The organism is Mesorhizobium sp. BHscii, assembly GCF_053848065.1.
Genome location: NZ_JBSPKW010000004.1, coordinates 284,725 through 304,529 on the forward strand (window position 1 = coordinate 284,725; position 19,805 = coordinate 304,529).

Here is a 19,805-nt window from a genome sequence, read left to right on the forward strand (position 1 = left end):
CAGCCCAATTCACAAGCCGGCTTTTTGCTGCATAAACGAAGATTTCCCTTCGGCTAAAGCCACTTCTTCCATCTGAAGAAAGCGACAAGCCCGAGCGCGACAACGGCCATGAACACGAGCGCCGCCGGATAGCCGTATTGTGCCTTCAACTCCGGCATGTTCCATGGCGAGGTTTCGGGATCGAAGTTCATGCCCCACACGCCAGCGAGAAAGGTGAGCGGGATGAAGATCACCGAGACGATCGTCAGATAGCTGATGACATCACTGGTGCGTGCCTGGCTCAGCGAGACATGCATCTCGATCAGACCGGTCAGCATGTCGCGCTGGGTCTCGACCAGTTCGATGAGCCGAAGCGAGTGATCGAGCGTGTCGTTCAGGAAGATCTTGGTCTCGGGCCTCACGTAGGACACGTCGTTGCGGATCAGCGTCGCCAGCGCATCGCGCATCGGCCAAAGTACCCCCTTCAGCACATTGGCGTCGCGCCGCAATTCGTGAAGCCGCCGCATCTGGTGCTTGTCCGCCGCGAGCAGCATCTGGTCCTCGATGCTGTCGACCAATTCGCCGGCAGTCTCGATCGGCGGGAAATAGCTGTCGACAATGGCATCGATCAGCGCATAGGCGAGATAGTCAGCGTCGCGTGCGCGCAGCCGGTTGGGCGTCGAGCTTTCGATGCGCTTGCGCACGGGATCGAACGGATCGCCTTCGCGCTCCTGAAAGGTGACGACGAAGTTCCTGCCGAAGAAGACCGCGATCTGCTCGTAACGATGCGCGGTGACGTCGTCGATCATCCTGACGACGACGAAGGCATGGTCCTCAAAGAAATCCACCTTCGGCCTCTGGCCGGTGTTGACGACGTCTTCCAGCGCCAGCGGATGCAGGCTGAAAATCCGGCCGATCTCCTCGATCAGCGGGATGTTGGCGAGACCGGTGCAATCGAGCCAAATGACCGGCCATGCGTGGCAATGAGCGTTGACGTCGTCGATGCTGGCATTTTCGATTGTCTCGAATTTGTCGGGCGACATCAGTGTCAGTCGCAGTTCGCTGCGCCGCGCCGCCGGGTCGGCGATCAGTGTGCCGGGTGATGCGCCGACCGGCGGCCGCCTTGCAGTCACCGGCGCCCGCTTCTTGATTGTCTCGGCCTTTGCCATGTGCCCCTCGGATGCTGCGTCTGATCGAGATTAGACGACGGGACTCACCCGGCAAAGACCCGCTTCGGCTTGAACATGCCTTGCTCGATGGCGCCGATGGCGACCAGCTTGCCGCGCGCCGTAGCGCAGGCTTCCTCGGCTTCCACTGGCGCGTCGCGGCCACGGATGATGACCGGATTGCCGAGGCGGATTTTTGTTGCAGCGTCGTCGCTGATCGCGATCTGCGGCAGGCAGTCGAGCGCGGCTGATGTGTCGACCAGAAGCGCGTCGATGGCGTCGAAATCGACCGGCACCGTGTCCGCTGAATCCGAACGGTCATCGCCCTGCTCGCCGAAGCGCGCGGTTTCCAGCTCGGCGATGGTGACGAAGTCTTCCTGCGTGAACGGCTCGACTTCGATTCGGCGCAGTTCGGCGATGTGACCGAAACAGCCGAGGTCGCGGCCCATGTCGCGGGCCAGCGAGCGCACATAGGTGCCCTTGCCGCATTCGACCTCGAAAATGGTGCGATCAGCATGGTGCTCGATCAGGTCGAGACCGCCGATCTCGACTTCCCGCGCCGGGATGTCAACCGTCGCGCCGTCGCGGGCAAGGTCATAGGCGCGCTCGCCTGCGATCTTGATGGCCGAAAACTGCGGCGGCTTCTGCATGATGACGCCGGTGTATTTCGGCATCAGCAAAAGCACATCGGCTTCAGCCGGACGCTGGTCGGAGCTTTTCGTCACCGGCCCTTCGAGGTCATCGGTCGAACGCTCCTCACCCCAGGCAACTGTGAAGCGGTAGACCTTGGCGCCATCCTGGACATAGGGCACCGTCTTGGTCGCTTCGCCGAGCGCAATCGGCAGCATGCCGGAAGCGAGCGGGTCGAGCGTGCCGGCATGGCCGGCCTTTTCCGCCTGGAACAACCATTTGATCTTGGAGACAGCCTCGGTCGAACCCATGCCGACCGGCTTGTCCAGCACTAGCCAGCCGGAGATCGGCCGACCCTTCTTCTTGCCGCGACGCGCCACTAGTTTTCGTCCTTGTAGTTGCCTTTGTTCTGGTCGCCAATCTGGGCGTCTGGGCCGAGATCGCGCGCCACTTCGGGCGAGTGCAGCAATTCGTTGATCTTCTGGAAATTGTCGTAGCTGGTGTCGAGCCGGAAGCGGAACTCGGGCATGTACTTCATCTGCCGAAGCGCGCCGGAAACGCGGCCGCGCACGAATTTCGCGTGCTTGTTGAGCGCCTCGACCACCGCATCGGCATCGCCAGCGCCGAGCGGCGAGACGAAGGCGGTAGCGATCTTCAGATCGGGCGACATGCGCACTTCCGAGACCGAAACCACTGCGTTCTCGATCAACGGATCGAGGATCTCGCCACGCTGCAAGGTTTCGGACAGCGCATGGCGCACTTGTTCGCCGACGCGCAGCATGCGCTGGGATGGACCTGACGTGGTTGAACGGGGCATTTTTCTCTATCCTGAAATCGTGAGGCACGGGATGGGACCGCGCCGCATGTCTCATATGCTTTGGGCGGCAGCCTTTCGACCACCGCCCGGTCTCAGTAGATGCTCAACTCAAGACGCTCGAACTCAGAGCGTCCTGGTCACCATCTCGACGCGGAAGCACTCGATGACGTCGCCGACGCGCATGTCCTCGTAGTTCTGGAAGGCCATGCCGCATTCCTGGCCACCCGGGACCTCCGCCACTTCGTCTTTGAAGCGCTTCAGGGTCTTCAGCGTGCCTTCGTGGATGACGACATTGTCGCGGATCAGGCGAACGCCCGCACCGCGCTCGACCTTGCCTTCGGTGACACGGCAGCCGGCGATCTTGCCGACCTTGGTGATGTCGAAGATCTCGAGGATCTCCGCATTGCCGATGAAGGTCTCGCGACGCTCCGGCGACAGCAGGCCCGACAGCGCCGCCTTCACGTCATCCACGAGATTGTAGATGATCGAGTAGTAGCGGATCTCGATGCCTGCCGCCGCGGCAGCCGCGCGCGCCTGCACATTGGCGCGGACGTTGAAGCCGATGATTGCGGCACCCGAGGTTTCCGCCAGCGACACATCGCTTTCGGTGATGCCGCCGGCGCCCGCATGGACGATGCGCGCACGCACCTCGTCGGTGCCGAGCTTGTCCAGCGCCGCGTTGATCGCCTCGATCGAGCCCTGCACGTCGCCCTTGATGACCAGCGGGAATTCCTTCAGCCCGCTCGTCTGCAGCTGCGACATCATCTGTTCGAGCGAGCCACGCTGGCCGGCATGCTTGGCCACCGCCTTCTCGCGCGCCAGACGCTGGCGATATTCGGTGATCTCGCGGGCGCGGGCTTCATTGTTGACCACGGCGAAGCGGTCGCCGGCCTGCGGGGTTCCCTGCAGACCGAGCACCTCCACCGGCATCGCCGGCGGCGCTTCCTTGATTTGCCCGCCGCGGTCGTTGACCAGCGCGCGCACCCGGCCCCATTCGTTGCCGGCAACGAGGATATCGCCGGGCATCAGCGTGCCGGTCTGGACCAGCACGGTGGCGACGGGGCCGCGGCCCTTGTCGAGCTGGGCTTCGATGACGACGCCCTCGGCGGTGCGGTCCGGATTGGCCTTCAGGTCGAGGATTTCGGCCTGCAGCAGGATCGCTTCGAGCAGCTTGTCGAGATTGGTGCCCTTGGTCGCCGACACCTCGACGTCCAGCACCTCGCCACCCATCGATTCGACGAAGACTTCGTGGCGCAGCAGTTCCGAGCGCACCTTCTGCGGGTCGGCGTCATGCTTGTCGATCTTGTTGATCGCCACGATGATCGGAACGCCGGCCGCCTTGGCATGGCTGATCGATTCGATCGTCTGCGGCATCACGCTATCGTCGGCCGCCACCACGAGGATGGCGATGTCTGTAGCCTGAGCGCCGCGGGCGCGCATCGCCGTGAAGGCGGCGTGGCCGGGCGTGTCGATGAAGGTGATCTTGTGACCGTTCTTCTCGACCTGATAGGCGCCGATATGTTGGGTGATGCCGCCGGCCTCGCCGGACACGACATTTGCATTACGGATGGCATCGAGCAGAGACGTCTTGCCGTGGTCGACATGGCCCATGATGGTCACCACCGGCGGACGCGGCTCGAGATCTTCGGGACGATCGGCGATGTTGAAGAGGCCTTCCTCAATGTCGGACTCGGCGACGCGGCGAACCGTGTGGCCGAATTCGGTGGCGACCAGTTCGGCCGTGTCGGCGTCGATGACGTCGCCCGGCTTCAGGATCTGCCCCTGTTTCATGAAGAACTTGACCACATCGACGGCGCGCTCGGACATGCGCTGCGCCAGTTCCTGGATGGTGATGGTTTCGGGCAGTATCACTTCGCGCATGACTTTCTCGCGCGGTTCGTTATGCAGCGCGCGCTTGAATTTCTCCTGGCGCCGACGCATCGACGACAGCGAACGCGCACGCGCATCCTCATCGGAAAGTGCGGCATTCAGCGTCAGCTTGCCGCGGCGGCGATCTTCCTCGCCTTTAGTCGGCTTAGCCGGGCGTGCCACTTCGGGCGTGACCGGACGGCGCACCGGGGCACCGGCGCCGGTCCGCTTCGGCTTGATGTCCTCGTCGTCGACTGTCGCCAGTTCGGCGGCCAGCGGCGCGCGGCGACGCGCCTCTTCCTCGGCACGCCGGCGGGACTCGGCCTCGGCCTGCAGCCGGGCTTCTTCCTCGGCCTGGCGGCGCGCGGATTCCTCGCGCTCGCGACGGCGGCGCTCTTCATCCTCGGCGCGGCGCTTGGCCTCGTCGATGGCGCGCTGGCGATCCTCGACATCGCGCACCTTCGAACCCTCAAGGGCCCGGCGGCGCGCCTCCATCTCATTGCGCGACAATTCGTTCAGCACCATGCCGCCCCGTTCGACCGGCGGCGGAGGCGGCGGCGCCTTGGGCGCTTGCTGCACAACGGGCGCTGCCGCGACCGGCGGCTTCGGCGTGAACACGGACACAGGGGCAGCGGCCGGCTCCGGCTTGTCGCCGGGCAGCGAGAACTTGCGCTTCTTAGTCTCAACCACGACCGCCTTGGTGCGGCCATGCGAGAAGCTTTGGCGCACGGTGCCCTGTTCCGTACCGGGGCGCTTCAGCGTCAAGGTCTTCTTCGGCGTCACACTCAACGTCTTGTCGTCGCCCGATTTCGTATCGCTCATTCCATATCCTCTGCGGCATCATCTTCGTCAGCAACGGCCGCAAGCATTGCCAGATCGTCCGGGGAACCGCCCCGATACCGGTCGAGCGCAACCATGCGCTTCTGGACCGCCCTGCCCGCGTCTCCCGCGAGAACGGCAGCATGTATCACATTTGTACCCCCCAATGCCAAGCTCAACTCGGCCTCGGAGAAAAGTTTGTAGGCGAGGATGGCGGGGCCGCCAAGGTGGACGGTTGCCCGTCGCGCCTGGCGGATCTTGCGGACGCCGTCATCTGACGCTTCGGTCGCATGCAACACGAAAAGCGCCAGCCCACCACGCACCGCGCTCTCGACCTTGGTGGCGCCGAGCGCGATCGCACCTGCCTTGCGGGCAAGACCGAGCATGCCCAGAGCGGATCTGGAAAGCAGCCCGTCAACCATGCCGCCGAGATCGGTCGGCACAGTCACCTGCGCCTTGAAGGCGCGAGCGAACAGGTTTTTCGCTGCCGCCTTGTCGATATGTAGGCGGTCGGCCGTCACCCAGCAACCGCGGCCGGGCAGGTTTTTCTTGATATCCGGAACGACGGCCGAATCCGGGCCGACGACGAAGCGGATCAATTCATCCGGTTCGGCCTGTTTGCGCGTGACGATGCAAGTGCGATCGTTCATCTCGTCCAAGGGCGGGTTGTGTGCGATGCGGTTTCACCTCACGCACCAACGGCATCGTCAGCCGGCACGTCTTCGGCTGCAAGCTCGTCTTCGGTGATCCAGCCGGCCTTGAGGCGGGCGGCCAGAACCATCTGCTCGGCATCGGCGCGCGACACGCCGTGACTGGCGAGCACGCCGGGGAACACCTTCGTGTCGCCGTCCTTGCGTTCTTTCCAGCCGGTCAGGTCATCGGCCGCATAGCCGGCGAAATCCTCGATCGTCTTCACGCCGTCCTCGCCGAGCGTCACCATCATGGCGGTGGTCACGCCAGGAATCTCACGCAACTCGTCCTTGACGCCCAGCGCCTTGCGCTTCTCGTCATGCTCGGCTTCGATCTTCTCCAGATACTCGCGGGCGCGGGCCTGGATTTCCGAGGCGGTGTCCTCGTCGAAGCCGTCGATCGACGCGATCTCGTCGGCATCGACATAGGCGACTTCCTCGACGCTGGTAAAGCCTTCGGAGGCGAGCACCTGGCCGACCATCTCGTCGACGTTGAGCGCATCCATGAACAGCGCCGAGCGTTCGACGAACTCCTTCTGGCGGCGCTCGCTCTCTTCCTGCTCGGTCAGGATATCGATATCCCAGCCGGTGAGCTGCGAGGCGAGCCGGACGTTCTGGCCACGGCGGCCGATAGCCAGCGACAGCTGGTCGTCCGGCACCACGACTTCGATGCGTTCGGCATCCTCGTCAAGCACGACCTTGGCGACTTCCGCTGGCTGCAGCGCGTTGACGATGAAGGAAGCAGCCGAAGGCGACCACGGAATGATGTCGATCTTCTCGCCCTGCAATTCGCCGACCACCGCCTGAACGCGGCTGCCGCGCATGCCGACGCAGGCGCCGACAGGATCGATGGAACTGTCACGCGAGATGACGGCGATCTTGGCGCGCGAACCCGGATCGCGGGCGACCGACTTGATCTCGATGATGCCGTCGTAGATTTCCGGCACTTCCATGGTGAACAGCTTCGCCATGAACTGCGGATGGGTGCGCGACAGGAATATCTGCGGACCACGCTGCTCGCGGCGCACGTCGTAGACATAGGCGCGGACGCGATCGCCATATTTGTAGTTCTCGCGCGGGATCAGCTCGTCGCGGCGGATGATCGCCTCGCCGCGGCCGAGATCGACGATGACGTTGCCGTATTCGACGCGCTTGACGGTGCCGTTGACGATCTCGCCGATGCGGTCCTTGTACTCGTCATACTGACGGTCGCGCTCGGCCTCGCGCACCTTCTGCACGATGACCTGCTTGGCCGACTGGGCGGCGATGCGGCCGAAATCCATCGGCGGCAGCTGTTCGGCAATGAAGTCGCCGAGCTGGGCGTCGGGATTGCGCTCGCGCGCGGAGGAAATGGCGATCTGCGTCGCATAGTCGTCGACTTTCTCGACCACTTCCATCAGCCGCTGCAGCTTCATCTCGCCGGTATTCGGATTGATGTCGGCACGGATGTTGGTTTCCTGGCCATAGCGCGAGCGCGCAGCCTTCTGGATCGCATCGGCCATGGCGGCGATGACGATCGACTTGTCGATCGACTTTTCACGCGCGACCGCGTCGGCGATCTGCAGCAGTTCAAGCCTGTTAGCGCTTACAACCATCGTTTTTCTCCCGAGCTTGTTGCCGAGCCTTTGCGCCCGGCAGCCCAATCACATTTCCTGTTCGGTTTCATCTTCCGCGCCCGCTTCTGCGCCCTCTGGCGCGTCTTCGGGTTCGCCGCGGCGCTTCTTGGCTTCCTTGCGCGCCCTGTTGTCTTTCGACAGCGCGTCGCGGATAAGGTCATCGGTCAGGATCAGCCGTGCCTCGGCAATCGCATCGTAGGGCACACGCACCGTCGGCTCTTCGCCATAGGCCGCCTTGTCGCGCTCGATCAGCACGCCGTCCGCGTCGCTCTCGGCGATCTTGCCCTTGAAGCGCTTGCGGTCGGCGACAAGGACCGAGGTTTCCATCTTCACCAAATGACCCGTCCAGGTCGCGAAATCCGACTTGCGGACCAACGGCCGGTCGATACCCGGCGACGAAACTTCGAGATGATATGCCTTTTCGATCGGATCATCGACATCGAGCGCAGGCGACACCGCCCGGCTGACCTCTTCGCAATCCTCGACGGTCATGGTGCCGTCCTCGCGCTCGGCCATGATCTGCAGCGTCAGCCCGTTCTGGCCCGTCAGATGCACCCTGACTAGGCGGAAGCCGATGGCACGCAACACCGGCTGCACGATCAGCGCGATGCGCGCATCGATGCCGCTTTCGCGGATGATGCGGTCGTCGCTGTCCGGTACCGTTGCAGTCATTCGATTCCTGTCGCTTCATCGGCGGTCGGAAGGTAACAAAAAAGAGCGGGACCGGGTGGACCCACTCTTCGCCATACCGACCAAGAATTTGAGCTTGATATAGACGATCGCGGCCGCCGTTTCAAGTCCGCATGCAGGGCATGGTGAAAGGGCCGGGGACAGCGTTGCATAGGGCGCATGGCGGCCATGCGGCAACGTCCCTGTGATATCAGGCGAAAGCGCCTATCTATGTTGCGCTGCACAAATTCAATCACGCATCGCAGCAGGCGAAAGGGCATAATCATGACCAACCGCAAAGTTTTCTCCGCCATCGGCGATTTCTTCACCGTGTTCGGCAGCGCCGTCGCCGCGTCGCACGCGGTCGAAGCCGGCCGCAAGCCACGCGCGCGCGATCTGCGCAATCTCGGCATGGATCCGGCCGCGTTCAACAAGATCGGCCGCTTCTAAGACCGGCGACGCAGCGCGAGGACATCTTTGATCCTCGTCGACGGCAAAGCGCGCGACGCGCTGCTGAGTAGGACTATCTCCGGACGAAGGTGAGATAGGCCGGCCGCCGGCCTTCGCGAATGGCCTTCGCCTCGTAGCGCGTACCCGGCCAACCCTCATAAGGCCGATGCCAGTCGGCGGCCTCTTCAGCCTGCCACGCAAACGCATCATGTACCCGGCAATGCAGCAGCGTCCAGTTCACATAGCTATCGATATCGGAAGCAAAGCGGAATTTTCCGCCTGACTTCAGGACGCGCGCGAAACGGTCGAGATTGACGGAACTGACGAAGCGTCGCTTCCAGTGCTTCTTCTTCGGCCAGGGATCGGGATAGAGAAGGTCGATGCCGTCGAGCGAGGCTTGCGGGAGCCAGTCGAGCAGGCGCGTGGCGTCGTCGTCATAGACGCGAAGATTGGCAAGCGGCCGTTCCCTGACGGCCATCATCATCTTGGCCATGCCGTTGACGAAAGGTTCGACGCCGACAAAACCGGTTTCAGGAGCCGCCGTCGCCCGATGCAGCAGGTGCTCGCCGCCGCCGAAACCAATTTCGAGATGAATGGCGCAGACATCGGCTTCGAACAGGCTGCGCAATTCGGCCGGCGGTCCGGCCGTCAGATCGAGCCGGTAGGTGCTGAAGCCGCTTTCCAGTGCCGCCGCCTGCTGCGGACGGATGGTCTTGCCGCGCCGGCGACCGAAAAATGCTTCGGTCGCACGGCTTGGCCGGTCTTTCGGATGCATGGACGCCGCGGCTAGGCCGCGACTGCTTCGGCGGACGCTTCGGCGAGTGCATCCTTGAGCGCCTTGGCTAGGTCGGTCTTTTCCCAGGAGAAGGACCCGTCACGGCCGGCCTTGCGGCCGAAATGGCCATAGGACGACGTCTTCGCGTAGATCGGCTTGTTGAGATCGAGGTGGCGGCGGATGCCGGACGGCGACAGGTCCATCACGGTGCGCAGCGCCTGCTCGAGCTTTGCCTCATCGACCTTGCCGGTGCCGTGCAGGTCGACATAGACCGACAGCGGCTGGGCGACGCCAATGGCATAGGAAAGCTGGATGGTGCAGCGATCGGCGAGCTTGGCGGCCACCACATTCTTGGCGAGATAGCGTGCCGCATAGGCTGCGGAACGGTCGACTTTGGTGGTGTCCTTGCCGGAAAAAGCACCGCCGCCATGGGGCGCAGCACCGCCGTAAGTGTCGACGATGATCTTGCGCCCGGTCAGGCCGGCGTCGCCGTCTGGCCCGCCGATGACGAACTTGCCCGTCGGGTTTATGTACCAGTTGCAGCTGTCGGCGATCTTCAGCTCGCCGAGCGCCTCGCGAATATAGGGTTCGACGACATTGCGGACCTTCTTCGAATCCCAGCTGGCGTCGAGATGCTGGGTGGACAGCACGATTTGCGTCACTTCCGCCGCCTTGCCGTCGATATAACGGACGGTCACCTGGCTTTTGGCGTCCGGCCCGAGCCGGCCGGCATCGCCGTTGCCCTCATGGCGCGCGGCGGCCAGCAATTCGAGAATCTTGTGGCTGTAGTAGATCGGCGCCGGCATCAGATCCGGCGTCTCGCGGCAGGCATAGCCGAACATGATGCCCTGGTCGCCGGCGCCTTCCTCGCCTTGCCGGTCGGAGGCGTTGTCGACGCCTTGCCCGATATCCGGCGACTGGCCGTGCAGCAGAACCTCGATCTTTGCTGTCTTCCAGTGGAAACCCGCCTGCTCATAGCCGATTTCGCGGATCGCCTTGCGGGCGGCCGACTTGAACTTCGCCGGATTGACGAGCGGATGACCGGCGGCATCCATCAGGGTGTTGCCGGCCTTGTCCTTCTTGAGCAGGGTCTCGGGGACGCGGACCTCGCCGGCGATCACGACGCGATTCGTGGTCGCCAGCGTCTCACAGGCGACGCGGACCTTCCAGGGGTCCATGCCGGTCTTTCTGGCCTCGCGATAGACCAGATCGACGATCTCGTCGGAGATACGGTCGCAGACCTTGTCGGGATGACCCTCGGCAACGGATTCCGAGGTGAATAGATAGTTTTGCCGCGTCACGGGTGTCCCCTCTTGAAAAATATCGGCACGCTGCCGATTGGCGCGCCACGTGTTAGCTGTGCCGGGCGGCGCTCGTCAAGCGGTGCGGCCATTCTGGTATGAAAATCGCGCTATTATCTTGTACCACTGTGACCGGCGGCAGGATGCCGCAAGCGCGCTTAGCCCCAACACGTTGCTTAGCTTCAGCACGTTGATGAAAAAGACTTTGACCATGGGTGTCGAGTAAAATCGATCCGCTCTCCGGCATGCCTATAGGATGTAAATTCCACGGTGCGCGAGATCGCGAGAATTTGCCTGCCCCGCTATGACGGCCTCGCCATTTCCGGGTTTTCAACGGCCAAATCAATCGGCCCAATCAATCGACTTCGTCGGTGGAAAGGGCCTTCACAAGCTCGATGATCTTGCGGCGTATCTTCACGTCGGCGATCTTGACGAAGGCCCGGTTGAGTTGAAGACCTTCAGGACTGCCGCAGAATTCGACGGCAAAAGCCATTGATGTATCCTCGGCAAATCCGCGGTTGCCCACGGTCTCCTGGCCCGGCGCGTCCTCGAAAAAGAAAGCGACAGGAACGCCGAGTATCGAGGCGATTGCCTGCAAGCGGCTGGCACCAACGCGATTGGTCCCCTTTTCGTATTTCTGTATCTGCTGAAAAGTTATGCCGAGGTTCTCGCCCAACTTCTCCTGACTCATTCCCAACATATTGCGACGAAGCCTGATGCGACTTCCGACATGGATGTCGATAGGATTCGGCTTCTTCTTGTTTTCTTCTGCCATTTTTTCCTCGCCGAATTTTTCCGGCTTTTTGTGTTTTTCTGCCCAAACGAAGCCGGCGGCCGGTGCCCCAACACAAAGACGTACCGACTTCGAGAAATTTCAGGCCGTTACAGTATGAGTTTCTAATGTGTCGACTGTCAATTCGCCCGTAGCTTTTGCCTTACATTCGATGTGAAAGCGGCCAGGGCAAACAGCAACAAGATCATCAGTCCGTTAATGCGTCTTTGGCGGGAAGAAACGATGGCTTGATCGGAAATCGGCACATGTACATCGATGGCTCCGCGTGCGTCGATCGCCAGCGCGTCGAGGATGCGCCCGCGCGGATCGACGACAGCGGAGATGCCGTTATTGGCCGCGCGCAACAAGGGCACCCCATTCTCCACAGCACGAATCTGCGCCTGCCTGAAATGCTGGTACGGACCCGGCGTGTCACCGAACCACGCGTCATTCGTGACATTCACAATAAGCTCGGCTGAGGTAGCGTCAATCGCCACCAGATCGGGAAAGATGACTTCATAGCAAATGAACGGGAGAACGCGGATGCCGCCGGACAGCGCGATCGGATGCCGCTCATTGCCGGCCGCGTAGGTCGTCGGCCCGGCGACGAGCTGTTTGAGCCCGAAGCGGCCAAGCAGGTCGGCAAAAGGCAAATACTCGCCAAAGGGCACTAGATGAACCTTGTCGACAGCATCTGCGATTTCGCCCTTGTCGTCGATCGCCACCACCGAATTGTAGTACCGCCTGTCGGCATCTGCCGCCGAGCCGCCCTCCTCCCGGACGACGCCGGCGATCAGCATCTGGCCGTCGTCAAGCATCTCTCCCAGCGCGGTCAGCGCATCGGGACGTTCGGCGAAAAAAAATGGCACGGAGGTTTCCGGCCACAGGATCAATTGCGGCTTGTCATGGCCGGCCTCCGGCGCCTTGGCCGAAAGCCCCATCAGCGTAGCGAAGATCCGGTCGGGCACCGAAGCGTCCCACTTCTCGCTGAGGTCGACAGCCGGCTGCACAATGCGGACGTCGAGGCTGCGCTCCGCCGGCTTCTCGGGAATAGCAAGCCGGATATAGCCGAAGCCGACATGGGCCGCGACGAGAACGGTAAGCAGTGCAGCTCCCAGGCGGACATGCCGGCGCGCCGCAAGCAGGGCCGGCAATGCAAAGACGAAGACCGCCAGCGCGTTCATGCCGACCATGCCGGCCACCGACACGCTCTGCATAAGCAAAGGCACCGGCATCGCCGCGTAGCCGACGGCATTCCACGGGAACCCGGTGAACAGAAAATCGCGCAGCCATTCCGCCAGGCCAAAACCGAAGGCAAGGGCAGCGATGCGGCCGATGTCGTTGCTCCACAGCAGCCGGGCAACCGCTGTTGCGAAGCCGTAGAAAAAGGCGAGGGCCAGCGGAATTCCGACCACTGCGAAGGGAAGCGCCCAGGCGAAACTGTCGGCCTCGACCAGAAGTGCCGAGCCGATCCACCACAGGCCGGCGAGAAAATAGCCGAAGCCGAACCACCAGCCGATGGCGAAAGCCGGCCGCAAACGCCAGAACCAGCCATCGGAGGCTTCGCCGGTCGCGCCGTCGAGGAGCCAGACCAGCAGCGGAAACGAAATAAAACAGACGGCGAAGAAATCGTAAGGCGCCTGGGCAAGGACCGCCAGCGCGCCAGCAAGAAACGCCACAAGCGTGCGGCGCCAACCCCACAGCAGAATTATCTGGCCGGCCAGACGCTTCATCAATGCTTCCGAGTCGTGCGAATCACCGAGCAAGATTTATCAGGCCGCGGTCCGCGCTCCAAACGGCGACCGCTTCAGCCAGCGTGCCGCACTGAATTTCGGCAATCGAACCGTTGCGGACTCAAAAGCAGGGTTCGCAGACGAAGTGAGAAGCGCAAGGTTGAGTGCTTGAACGGATGGTCGATCGATCGGGCGAGCCGCGTCTTTCAAGCCTGCTCGGCGCGCACCGCGCGCCGGCGGCGCTCGCCCTTCTGGGTTTCCATGATGCGCACGCGCTTGACGCGGCGCGGATCGGCGTCGAGCACATGGAATTCGAAGCCAGGGATGGCCTGCACCACTTCGCCGCGGGCCGGAACCCTGCCAAGCGTGTTGAAGATCATGCCGCCGATCGTGTCGACATATTCGCCATGCTCGCCGGCGGCGAAATCCTCGCCGATCATCTTGGCGACCTCGTCGATCTCGGCCTTGCCGTCGACGACGAACACGCCCTCGCCGGTCTGGGTGATCATCGGCTCGTCCTCGTCATGCTCGTCCTCGATGTCGCCGACCACCATCTCGACGATATCCTCGAGCGACACCAGACCGTCGGTGCCGCCATATTCGTCGATGACCAGCGCCATCTGGGTACGCATCGCCTGCATCCGCCCCATGAGATCGGAGGCGAGCATCGACGGCGGCACGAAAAGCACCGGGCGGATCAGGGTCAGGTCGCCTATGGTACGCGTGAGATCGACCTTGGCGAGATCGAGAAGCGTGGCGGCGGCGGTTTTCCTGGTCGTCCTGCCCTTCCTGACGCGGGCGATCTTGGTGATGTGCGCGAGCACGTCGCGGATGTGGACCATGCCGCGCGGGTCGTCGAGCGTCTCCGAATAGACCGGCATGCGGGAATGGCCAGACTGCTCGAACAGCCCCAGAAGATCGCCCAGGTTTGTCGTGATCTCGACCGCCTCAATGTCGGCGCGAGGCACCATGACGTCCTCGACGCGCACCTCGCGCAAGCGCAGGATGTTGTTGAGCATGGCCCGTTCGCCGGGCGAAAAGGCGCCGGCATCGCTCGCTGTTTCGGCAAGTGCGTCGGCGATCTCCTCGCGCAGGCTGGCGCCGTTGCGTTGCCTGAACAGGCCGAGCACGCGATCGAACAGGGAAGGACCGGCAGGCGATGGCTCGCTGGCGAAGCTGCCGGTCGTGGTACTCGGACTCGAGTTCTCTTCCGTCTGTTCGGATGGCTTGGTCGCACTGCCGGCGTCTGGGCGGGCGGCAGTCTCTGGTTTGTCGTTCATCGTCGTCCGGTCATTTGATCTTTTTAGTTACGCGTAGGGATCGGGAATGGCAAGCCTCGCAAGTGCTGCGCGTTCGACGGCTTCCATTTCCTCGGCCTCGGCGTCGGTCTCGTGATCGTAGCCCAGCAAATGCAGCAGGCCGTGGATGACGAGATGGATGATATGGTTGTCGACAGGCTTGTCTTCCAGTGCGGCTTCCCGCGCAACCGTCTCGGCGGCCAGCACGATGTCGCCCAGCATGGGCGGCAGCGGGCCGCCCGTTGTGAGCGGAAAAGCCGGGAAAGACAGGACGTTGGTCGGTTTGTCCTTGCCGCGCCAGCCGGCATTGAGGCTGCGGATATGCGCATCGTCAGAAAAGACGATGCTGAGTTCGGAACGGCCGGCTACGCCGGTTTCGGCAAACGCAGCGGCAACGGCGCGATCGACCAGCCGCGTCAGCGCAGCCTCTTCCGGCCAGTCGCCCGCTTCGACCGCTATATCGATGTCGACGGGAACCGGAAGATCCTCGCCTCCGGATTTCTTGTCCTCAGCCATAAGGCTGCATCATCAGCCTTCGGCGCCCAGGCCGCGGGCCAGCTTGCCGTCGCGGTCGTAAGCCTTGACGATCTCGGCGACCAGCGGATGCCTGACGACGTCGCCTTCGTTGAAGCGCACTGTCACCATGCCGGTGACGCCGTCGAGGATCCTGAGCGCCTCGACCAGACCGGATTTGGTGTTTTGCGGCAGGTCGATCTGGGTCGGATCGCCGGTGACGATCATGCGAGAGTTCTCGCCGAGACGGGTCAGGAACATCTTCATCTGCATCGGCGTGGTGTTCTGCGCCTCGTCGAGGATGACGGCGGAGTGCGCCAGCGTGCGGCCGCGCATGAAGGCCAGCGGCGCGATCTCGATCACCTCGGCGGCTATCGCCCGCTCGACCTTGTCGGCCGGCATCATCTCGTAAAGCGCGTCGTAAAGCGGCCGCAAGTAGGGATCGACCTTCTCCTTCATATCGCCGGGCAGGAAGCCGAGCCGTTCGCCGGCCTCGACTGCCGGCCGCGACAGCACGATGCGCTCGACCATGCCACGTTCGAGCAGCATCGCCGCATGCGCCACCGCCAGGAAGGTTTTTCCCGTGCCAGCCGGGCCGATGCCGAAGACGAGTTCGGACCGCTCCAGGGCGCGCATATAGGCGTCCTGGTTGAGCGAACGGGCATAGATCGTCTTCTTGCGCGTCGATATCTGGGCGGCTGACACCTTGCCCTTGCGCTCCAGCGTCGGCAGCGTCAGCTGGTCGTCGGCGGCGATCGCCATGCGCACGGCGCCGTCGACGTCCGACTGGCCGATGTCAGCGCCTTTCTGGAGAATGCCGTAGAGATTGTCCAGGGCGCGGCGCGCCTGCTCGGCGGCCGAGGCGGAGCCCTTGATGGTCAGTTGGTTGCCTCGGGAGCGGATATCGACGCCAAGCTTCTGCTCCAGCCTAGCCAGATTCTCGTCGAACTGGCCATAAAGGGCGCTGGCAAGCTTGTTGTTGTCGAAAGTCAGAACGATGTGCGCCATGTCCGAGGCCCCCGATGGTAGGTTCTGGGGCAGGTTCTTCACTTCCGCAGCGCTCAACCGTCTCTCCTCATCTGCCGAGACCTTTAGGCCAATTCGGCGAACAGGCTGTTGTAACCCGTCTTCGTGATTCGTACCTGGATAATCTCACCGATTTCGCCGGACTTTTCATCAACAATAACCGGCTGCAGCCACGGCGAGCGGCCGACCTTCTGGCCAGCCTGGCGGCCCGGCTTCTCGATCAGCGTGTCGATGGTGCTGCCGACCAGGCTCACGCCGAAATCCTGCTGCTGCTTCAGCAGCAGCGCCTGCAGTCGCTGCAGGCGCTCGTCCTTGACGGCTTCCGGCACATGATCGGCCATTTCCGCGCCCGGCGTGCCAGGGCGCGGCGAATATTTGAACGAGAAGGCCGAGGCATAGTTCACCTGGCGGACAAGGTCCATCGTCGCCTCGAAATCCGCATCCGTCTCGCCGGGAAAGCCGACAATGAAGTCGCCTGAAAGCGCGATATCGCTCCGTGCGGCGCGGATCCGGTCGAGCAGCGTCAGATAATCCTTTGCCGTATGCCTGCGGTTCATCGCCTTGAGGATGCGGTCGGAGCCGGATTGCACAGGCAAATGCAGATAGGGCATTAGCGCCGGCAAGTCACGATGGGCGGCGATCAATTCGTCGTCCATGTCGCGCGGGTGGCTGGTGGTGTAGCGCAACCGCGCCAGCCCGGGAATGTCGGCCAGCCGGAACAGCAGGCGGCCAAGACCCCATTCCTCGGCGTTTTCGCCCTCGCCATGCCAGGCATTGACATTCTGGCCAAGCAGCGTCACCTCGCGCACGCCGGCTTGCGCCAGCCGCTCGGCCTCGGCGACGATCTGCGCTACCGGCCGCGACACTTCGGAGCCTCTGGTATAAGGCACGACGCAGAAGGTGCAGAACTTGTCGCAGCCTTCCTGCACGGTCAGGAACGCGGTGACGCCGCGCTTGATTATCTCGGCGCGTTTCGGCTGCGGCAGGTGCTCGAACTTGTCCTCGATGGCGTAGTCGGTCTCGACGATCTTTTCGCCGCGGCGCACCCGTGCCAGCACGTCGGACAACCGGTGATAAGTCTGCGGGCCTATGACCAGATCGACGGCCGGCGAGCGGCGGATGATCTCGGAGCCCTCTGCCTGCGCCACGCAGCCGGCGACACCGACCAGCATCTCGCGGCCGGCCTGAGCCCGTTCGGCCTTCATCTCACGAATGCGGCCAAGTTCGGAATAGACCTTCTCGGCGGCTTTCTCACGGATATGGCAGGTGTTGAGCAGCACCAGATCGGCCTCACCGATGGCGTCCGTTGCCACATAGCCGTCGGCGGCCAGCGCATCGGTCATGCGCTGCGAATCGTAGACGTTCATCTGGCAGCCATAGGTCTTGACGAAGACCTTCCTGGTCGCGGCAGATGGTACGACCGCACTTTCGGCCGCAGTTTCGATGTCGTCCCGTTCGATCGTGTTCAATTCCATCTGGCGGCTTCTAACGCCTTTCGCCGACAAAAAACAGACGATTCTGCCCTGCAGCGGTGTCCTCTTGGACGCGCAAGACGCTGGAGCACTTGATTGGCGCAGTAGCTATTCCGGTTTACCGGCTCGGGCGCGGGTCGGCGAGCGCCGCCTGCACCATATCACGCACCTGACTTTCCATCAGCCTTGCCGTTTCCTTGCGGCTGGAGCCCTTTGAAAAGGCAACCGGCTCACCGAAATGCACTTCGACATCGAGCCCGCCTTCCGCCATCAGCACCTTGAGATGCGGCATCAAATCCTCGTCACCGATCCAGGCGGCAATCGGCCGGTGCCTGCGGCCGAGCGGCACGCCATGCAGGCGCGTATAGACGATCGCCACCGGCTGGATGAAGACCGTTTCGGCCGCCCCTTCCGAAATCGCCATCGAGGCGGCGCCGAATAGCGTGCTCTTGAATGGCAAGATCATGTTGCCGTCGCCGGTCGACCCTTCGGCAAACAGCACCATGGCGTCGCCCTTGGCCATGCGGTTGGCGATCTCGCTCGCCTGGTCGCCCGACGAACGCTTGCGCTCACGCTCGATGAAGACAGTGCGCTGCAGCTTCGACAACATGCCGATCAATGGCCAACCGGCCATGTCAGCCCTGGCGATGAATTTCACGTCGACCATCGACCCCAGTACCATGATGTCGGTCCAGGAGATGTGGTTCGACGCAACCAATAGAGGGCGCTGGCTGGACAGGGTCCCATTGACATGGATGCGCATGCCCAGCGCCCTGATGATGAGCCGGTGCCAGATCTTCAGGACGAACGTCTCGCGCCAGAGCCGGGTCTTCATCGACAGGATCTGCAACGGCACGAGAATCAACGAGCCGACGACAACGAGGCCCAGCGCCAGGAAAATCCTGATTTTTCCGATCATTTTGCTCCAGGCCCTGCCCACGTATAGCCAGAGCGTTGTGCGTCCAATTGAACGCACAACGTACGCTCTAGCAATTTTGAATCTGCGCTAGCGAAGATCGCGGCGCATGACAAGCGCGCCGGTCGGGCCGTGCTCGGGCGACCTGTAATAGTTGGGACGCTTGCCGACCTCGCGGAATCCCAGCCGCCGGTAGAGCGCGATCGCGGCAACGTTGGTCTCGTCGACCTCGAGGAAAAGCGCCTCGGCGCGTTGCGCGTGCAGTTCGCGCAGAACGGCATCCATCAATTGCCAGCCGAGCCCCTGGCGGCGATGGGAGCGCGCCACCGCGACAGTCAGGATCTCGCCTTCACCGGCAGCCAGGCGCGCCAGGACGAAGCCGACCGGGGGCTTGGCACCCTGTCCGGTCTCGCGCGCGGCATAGCCGAACACCGCGTCCTGCTCGAGCAGTGCGGCGAATTCGTCGTCGGTCCACGGCCGAACGAAATCCTCGCGATGCAGCACCGACATGGCCGCGCTGTCGGCAATCGTCAGCGGCTCGAGCGCAAAGTCCCTGCGGCGCCGCTGGAGGAAAGGAATGCGCATCAGGTTTTCTTCCCGGCTTTCTTCCTGGACAGGATAAAGCCGGCCTGCGGCTTGGCGTCGGCGCCGCGAAGATAGAGCGGTTTCGGCTTTTCGCCTTCAGCCTTTTTGCCGGCAGCTTGGGCGGCAGCCAGCCGGGCATAGACGGCGATGTCGGCCGTGGCACTTGTCGGGCCGATATCAAAGGCGCGCCCGGCCGAGGCGGCAATTTGCGTGGCAGCTGTGCCGGCCAGAACCGGAGAGAGATCTACCGCCATGGCGACGGCTTGCGCAAGCGTGGTCACGGCCGGACCATAGCACAGAGCCGACTCTTCATCGTAAAGCGCGGCATGGATCTCGTCGCGCCCGGCGTCGAGCGCGGCCAGCACAGCGCGGCCGGGAAATGTCTCTTTGGCTTGCGCCGCCAGCGCTTCCAGCGTCGTCACCCCGATAGCCGGGATTTTCAGCGCCAGCGCAAGACCCCGCGCCGCCGAGACGCCGACGCGCAGGCCGGTGAAGGAGCCCGGACCGGTGGAGACAGCGATGGCGCCGACGCCGGCATAGTCGGTTCCGCCGGTCTTCAACGCCTCTTCGATGACGGCCATCAGATGCTCGGCATGGCCCTTGCCGAGATCGAACACCGAACGGCCGAGCTCTTTCCCGGCCGCCGCGTCGTAGACACAGGCGGAGCAGAGATTGGCGGCACAGTCGATGGCGAGCAACTTCATGAGGCG

Annotated in this window: 19 protein-coding genes; 1 reads left to right on the forward strand and 18 read right to left on the reverse strand. The window is 63.0% G+C overall.

Annotated features, from left to right (window positions below; all coding sequences use genetic code 11):
* Positions 1-53 precede the first annotated feature (53 nt).
* From corA to rimP, 7 genes are all read right to left on the reverse strand, one after another.
* The gene (corA, locus tag ACWTU7_RS08625; protein WP_455838379.1) at positions 54-1,148 is read right to left on the reverse strand and encodes a magnesium/cobalt transporter CorA; all 1,095 of its coding nucleotides are present in this window, start codon (positions 1,146-1,148) and stop codon (positions 54-56) included.
* Positions 1,149-1,192: 44 nt separating this feature from the next.
* Positions 1,193-2,155, reverse strand: coding sequence for a tRNA pseudouridine(55) synthase TruB (truB, locus tag ACWTU7_RS08630; RefSeq protein WP_455838378.1), 963 nt, complete (start codon positions 2,153-2,155; stop codon positions 1,193-1,195).
* Complete coding sequence (gene rbfA, locus ACWTU7_RS08635; RefSeq protein ID WP_455838377.1) at positions 2,155-2,592, reverse strand: 30S ribosome-binding factor RbfA; 438 nt, start codon at positions 2,590-2,592, stop codon at positions 2,155-2,157. The genes truB and rbfA overlap by 1 nt, the downstream gene beginning before the upstream one ends.
* Positions 2,593-2,715: 123 nt before the next feature.
* Entirely contained in the window at positions 2,716-5,283 is a 2,568-nt protein-coding gene (gene infB, locus ACWTU7_RS08640; protein ID WP_029356952.1) for a translation initiation factor IF-2, read from the reverse strand.
* Entirely contained in the window at positions 5,280-5,930 is a 651-nt protein-coding gene (locus tag ACWTU7_RS08645; RefSeq protein ID WP_455838376.1) for an RNA-binding protein, read from the reverse strand. The genes infB and ACWTU7_RS08645 overlap by 4 nt, the downstream gene beginning before the upstream one ends.
* A 38-nt stretch (positions 5,931-5,968) precedes the next feature.
* A complete protein-coding gene (gene nusA / locus ACWTU7_RS08650; RefSeq protein WP_455838375.1) occupies positions 5,969-7,564 on the reverse strand; it encodes a transcription termination factor NusA in 1,596 nt (531 codons plus the stop codon).
* A gap of 48 nt (positions 7,565-7,612) precedes the next feature.
* Positions 7,613-8,257, reverse strand: coding sequence for a ribosome maturation factor RimP (gene rimP / locus ACWTU7_RS08655; protein WP_127315683.1), 645 nt, complete (start codon positions 8,255-8,257; stop codon positions 7,613-7,615).
* Between the two features lie 282 nt (positions 8,258-8,539).
* Between rimP and ACWTU7_RS08660 the strand changes: the two genes are divergently transcribed.
* A complete protein-coding gene (locus tag ACWTU7_RS08660; RefSeq protein WP_095517012.1) occupies positions 8,540-8,704 on the forward strand; it encodes a hypothetical protein in 165 nt (54 codons plus the stop codon).
* A 73-nt stretch (positions 8,705-8,777) separates the two neighbouring features.
* Here ACWTU7_RS08660 and trmB read toward each other — a convergent pair whose 3' ends face one another.
* The 11 genes from trmB to tsaB all read right to left on the reverse strand — a co-directional run bounded on the left by trmB (position 8,778) and on the right by tsaB (position 19,799).
* Complete coding sequence (trmB, locus tag ACWTU7_RS08665) at positions 8,778-9,479, reverse strand: tRNA (guanine(46)-N(7))-methyltransferase TrmB (protein ID WP_065005889.1); 702 nt, start codon at positions 9,477-9,479, stop codon at positions 8,778-8,780.
* A gap of 11 nt (positions 9,480-9,490) precedes the next feature.
* The gene (metK, locus tag ACWTU7_RS08670) at positions 9,491-10,780 is read right to left on the reverse strand and encodes a methionine adenosyltransferase (RefSeq protein WP_455838374.1); all 1,290 of its coding nucleotides are present in this window, start codon (positions 10,778-10,780) and stop codon (positions 9,491-9,493) included.
* 355 nt (positions 10,781-11,135) lie between these two features.
* The gene (locus ACWTU7_RS08675) at positions 11,136-11,555 is read right to left on the reverse strand and encodes a helix-turn-helix domain-containing protein (protein WP_029356958.1); all 420 of its coding nucleotides are present in this window, start codon (positions 11,553-11,555) and stop codon (positions 11,136-11,138) included.
* Between the two features lie 137 nt (positions 11,556-11,692).
* Positions 11,693-13,285, reverse strand: coding sequence for an apolipoprotein N-acyltransferase (gene lnt / locus ACWTU7_RS08680; protein ID WP_455838373.1), 1,593 nt, complete (start codon positions 13,283-13,285; stop codon positions 11,693-11,695).
* A 206-nt stretch (positions 13,286-13,491) separates the two neighbouring features.
* Positions 13,492-14,565: a hemolysin family protein gene (locus ACWTU7_RS08685; RefSeq protein WP_455838372.1), complete on the reverse strand. Its 1,074-nt coding sequence runs from the start codon at positions 14,563-14,565 to the stop codon at positions 13,492-13,494.
* A gap of 27 nt (positions 14,566-14,592) precedes the next feature.
* A complete protein-coding gene (gene ybeY, locus ACWTU7_RS08690) occupies positions 14,593-15,099 on the reverse strand; it encodes an rRNA maturation RNase YbeY (protein ID WP_287335681.1) in 507 nt (168 codons plus the stop codon).
* A 12-nt stretch (positions 15,100-15,111) separates the two neighbouring features.
* Entirely contained in the window at positions 15,112-16,104 is a 993-nt protein-coding gene (locus ACWTU7_RS08695) for a PhoH family protein (protein ID WP_287305617.1), read from the reverse strand.
* 83 nt (positions 16,105-16,187) lie between these two features.
* The gene (gene miaB, locus ACWTU7_RS08700) at positions 16,188-17,597 is read right to left on the reverse strand and encodes a tRNA (N6-isopentenyl adenosine(37)-C2)-methylthiotransferase MiaB (protein WP_455838371.1); all 1,410 of its coding nucleotides are present in this window, start codon (positions 17,595-17,597) and stop codon (positions 16,188-16,190) included.
* 115 nt (positions 17,598-17,712) lie between these two features.
* A complete protein-coding gene (locus ACWTU7_RS08705; RefSeq protein WP_455838370.1) occupies positions 17,713-18,513 on the reverse strand; it encodes a lysophospholipid acyltransferase family protein in 801 nt (266 codons plus the stop codon).
* Positions 18,514-18,600: 87 nt separating this feature from the next.
* Positions 18,601-19,095 (reverse strand): ribosomal protein S18-alanine N-acetyltransferase, encoded by a 495-nt coding sequence (gene rimI, locus ACWTU7_RS08710; protein ID WP_455838369.1) that lies wholly within the window; start codon positions 19,093-19,095, stop codon positions 18,601-18,603.
* Complete coding sequence (gene tsaB, locus ACWTU7_RS08715) at positions 19,095-19,799, reverse strand: tRNA (adenosine(37)-N6)-threonylcarbamoyltransferase complex dimerization subunit type 1 TsaB (protein ID WP_455838368.1); 705 nt, start codon at positions 19,797-19,799, stop codon at positions 19,095-19,097. The genes rimI and tsaB overlap by 1 nt, the downstream gene beginning before the upstream one ends.
* Between the last annotated feature and the right edge of the window lie 6 nt (positions 19,800-19,805).

Coding starts and splice junctions, on each gene's coding strand:
- corA (WP_455838379.1), bottom strand. CDS start 1,148: ATGGCAAAGGCCGAGACAATCAAGAAGCGGGCGCCGGTGACTGCAAGG.
- rbfA (WP_455838377.1), bottom strand. CDS start 2,592: ATGCCCCGTTCAACCACGTCAGGTCCATCCCAGCGCATGCTGCGCGTC.
- infB (WP_029356952.1), bottom strand. CDS start 5,283: ATGAGCGATACGAAATCGGGCGACGACAAGACGTTGAGTGTGACGCCG.
- ACWTU7_RS08645 (WP_455838376.1), bottom strand. CDS start 5,930: ATGAACGATCGCACTTGCATCGTCACGCGCAAACAGGCCGAACCGGAT.
- nusA (WP_455838375.1), bottom strand. CDS start 7,564: ATGGTTGTAAGCGCTAACAGGCTTGAACTGCTGCAGATCGCCGACGCG.
- rimP (WP_127315683.1), bottom strand. CDS start 8,257: ATGACTGCAACGGTACCGGACAGCGACGACCGCATCATCCGCGAAAGC.
- ACWTU7_RS08660 (WP_095517012.1), top strand. CDS start 8,540: ATGACCAACCGCAAAGTTTTCTCCGCCATCGGCGATTTCTTCACCGTG.
- trmB (WP_065005889.1), bottom strand. CDS start 9,479: ATGCATCCGAAAGACCGGCCAAGCCGTGCGACCGAAGCATTTTTCGGT.
- ACWTU7_RS08675 (WP_029356958.1), bottom strand. CDS start 11,555: ATGGCAGAAGAAAACAAGAAGAAGCCGAATCCTATCGACATCCATGTC.
- lnt (WP_455838373.1), bottom strand. CDS start 13,285: ATGAAGCGTCTGGCCGGCCAGATAATTCTGCTGTGGGGTTGGCGCCGC.
- ACWTU7_RS08685 (WP_455838372.1), bottom strand. CDS start 14,565: ATGAACGACAAACCAGAGACTGCCGCCCGCCCAGACGCCGGCAGTGCG.
- ybeY (WP_287335681.1), bottom strand. CDS start 15,099: ATGGCTGAGGACAAGAAATCCGGAGGCGAGGATCTTCCGGTTCCCGTC.
- ACWTU7_RS08695 (WP_287305617.1), bottom strand. CDS start 16,104: ATGGCGCACATCGTTCTGACTTTCGACAACAACAAGCTTGCCAGCGCC.
- miaB (WP_455838371.1), bottom strand. CDS start 17,597: ATGGAATTGAACACGATCGAACGGGACGACATCGAAACTGCGGCCGAA.
- ACWTU7_RS08705 (WP_455838370.1), bottom strand. CDS start 18,513: ATGATCGGAAAAATCAGGATTTTCCTGGCGCTGGGCCTCGTTGTCGTC.
- rimI (WP_455838369.1), bottom strand. CDS start 19,095: ATGCGCATTCCTTTCCTCCAGCGGCGCCGCAGGGACTTTGCGCTCGAG.
- tsaB (WP_455838368.1), bottom strand. CDS start 19,799: ATGAAGTTGCTCGCCATCGACTGTGCCGCCAATCTCTGCTCCGCCTGT.